Here is a 2,500-nt window from a genome sequence, read left to right on the forward strand (position 1 = left end):
CAAGCCATGGAAGCTGGGGGTACCTGAAGTCGGTGACCGCAAGGAGCTGCCTAGGGTAAAACTGGTAACTAGGGCTAAGTCGTAACAAGGTAGCCGTACCGGAAGGTGCGGCTGGAACACCTCCTTTCTAGAGAATGATAATAGACTATATCTAGGAGATAGGTTTTACTTTCTGCTGTTAATTCAAATAATACAAAAGCAAAAAACAGAGTCTCGTAGCTCAGCTGGTTAGAGTACTACACTGATAATGTAGGGGTCCCCAGTTCGAGTCTGGGCGGGACTACTTTGTTTTGTTTAAAGGAAATTTTAGAGGTTGAGTGAGCCGTTTGAAGTCTGTTAACTGAAAACTGTTAACTGCCGACTAAAAAATCGGGGGATTAGCTCAGCTGGCTAGAGCGCCTGCCTTGCACGCAGGAGGTCAACGGTTCGACTCCGTTATTCTCCACAACTTCGATAAGAAGAAAAGTTCATTGACATATTGAGATAAGAAAATAATAAGAAATAGAAAGCACAGTAGATGCGCGATTTATCGCGTATTTATTATAAGTCCTAAATAATTTATTATTTAGGCGGCGCATAAGCAAAATAAGGGCGTATGGGGGATGCCTAGGCTCTCAGAGGCGAAGAAGGACGTGATAAGCTGCGAAAAGCTACGGGGATTGGCACACACGAATTGATCCGTAGATATCCGAATGGGGCAACCCACTATGTTGAAGACATAGTACACCGATAGGTGGGCAAACCCGCTGAACTGAAACATCTAAGTAGGCGGAGGAGAAGAAAACAAAAGTGATTCCGTAAGTAGTGGCGAGCGAACGCGGATTAGCCCAAACCAGTGTTGTTACGGCAATACTGGGGTTGTAGGACCACGACATTTGTTGCGGATTGAATTAGAATAACCTGGAAAGGTTGACCATAGAGGGTGATAGTCCCGTATAAGTAAGAGAAGATAACGATAGTGGTATCCTGAGTAGGGCGGGGCACGTGAAACCCTGTCTGAATTTGGCGGGACCATCCGCTAAGGCTAAATACTCCTGAGAGACCGATAGTGAACCAGTACCGTGAGGGAAAGGTGAAAAGAACCGTGAATAACGGAGTGAAATAGATCCTGAAACCATACGCTTACAAGCGGTCGGAGCCCTTTCGTGGGGTGACGGCGTGCCTTTTGCATAATGAGCCTACGAGTTAACGTTGCTGGCAAGGTTAAGTGATTAAGTCACGGATCCGTAGCGAAAGCGAGTCTGAATAGGGCGCTTTAGTCAGTAGTGTTAGACGCGAAACCGTGTGATCTACCCATGGGCAGGATGAAGCTGTGGTAACACATAGTGGAGGTCCGAACCGGTTGACGTTGAAAAGTCTTCGGATGACCTGTGGGTAGGGGTGAAAGGCCAATCAAACTCGGAAATAGCTCGTACTCCCCGAAATGCATTTAGGTGCAGCGTTGGTCATAAAGTTATATAGAGGTAGAGCTACTGATTGGATGCGGGGGCTTCACCGCCTACCAATTCCTGACAAACTCCGAATGCTATATAATGTTTACCAACAGTGAGGGCATGGGTGCTAAGGTCCATGTCCGAGAGGGAAAGAACCCAGACCATCAGCTAAGGTCCCCAAATATATGCTAAGTTGAAAAAACGAGGTTTGTCTGCCCAGACAGCTAGGATGTTGGCTTGGAAGCAGCCATTCATTTAAAGAGTGCGTAACAGCTCACTAGTCGAGCGGACGAGCATGGATAATAATCGGGCATAAGCATATTACCGAAGCTATGGATTTATACGTAAGTATAAGTGGTAGGGGAGCATTCTAACAGGGTTGAAGGTGTATCGTAAGGTATGCTGGACTAGTTAGAAAAGAAAATGTAGGCATAAGTAACGATAATGCGGGCGAGAAACCCGCACACCGAAAGACTAAGGTTTCCTCAGCTATGCTAATCAGCTGAGGGTTAGTCGGGTCCTAAGGCGAACCCGAAAGGGACAGTCGATGGCCAACGGGTTAATATTCCCGTACTTCTTATAATTGTGATGGGGTGACGGAGTGATGAAAGCACCGCGAACTGACGGAATAGTTCGTTGAAGTACCTACCTATAAGCTGCGCAGGCAAATCCACGCGGCTTGGGGAAATACGATAGTACTCGGAGTCTTCGGACAAAGAGATAGTGTGCCTAAGGGCTTCCAAGAAAAACCTCTAAACTTAGATTATAAGAACCCGTACCGTAAACCGACACAGGTAGTCGAGGAGAGAATCCTAAGGTGCTCGAGAGATTCATGGCTAAGGAATTAGGCAAAATAGACCTGTAACTTCGGGAGAAAGGTCGCCAGCAGCAATGCTGGCCGCAGTGAAAAGGTCCAGGCGACTGTTTATCAAAAACACAGGGCTCTGCAAAATCGTAAGATGAAGTATAGGGCCTGACACCTGCCCGGTGCTGGAAGGTTAAGAGGAGATGTTATCTTCGGAGAAGCATTGAATTGAAGCCCCAGTAAACGGCGGCCGTAACTATAA

At 46.8% G+C, this 2,500-nt stretch carries 2 tRNA genes and 2 rRNA genes (1 of these 4 cut by a window edge); all 4 read left to right on the plus strand.

The window, feature by feature from the left end:
• Positions 1-127, plus strand: a 16S ribosomal RNA gene (locus ABD771_RS06060); the annotation flags it as partial.
• Positions 128-209: 82 nt separating this feature from the next.
• Positions 210-283 (plus strand) — tRNA-Ile (locus tag ABD771_RS06065).
• A gap of 88 nt (positions 284-371) precedes the next feature.
• Positions 372-445: transfer RNA gene (locus ABD771_RS06070), tRNA-Ala, on the plus strand.
• Positions 446-574: 129 nt separating this feature from the next.
• Positions 575-2,500 (plus strand): 23S ribosomal RNA (locus ABD771_RS06075) (it continues 957 nt past the right edge of the window).

It is taken from the genome of Flavobacterium chungnamense, from assembly GCF_039539165.1.
GTDB lineage: Bacteria > Bacteroidota > Bacteroidia > Flavobacteriales > Flavobacteriaceae > Flavobacterium > Flavobacterium chungnamense.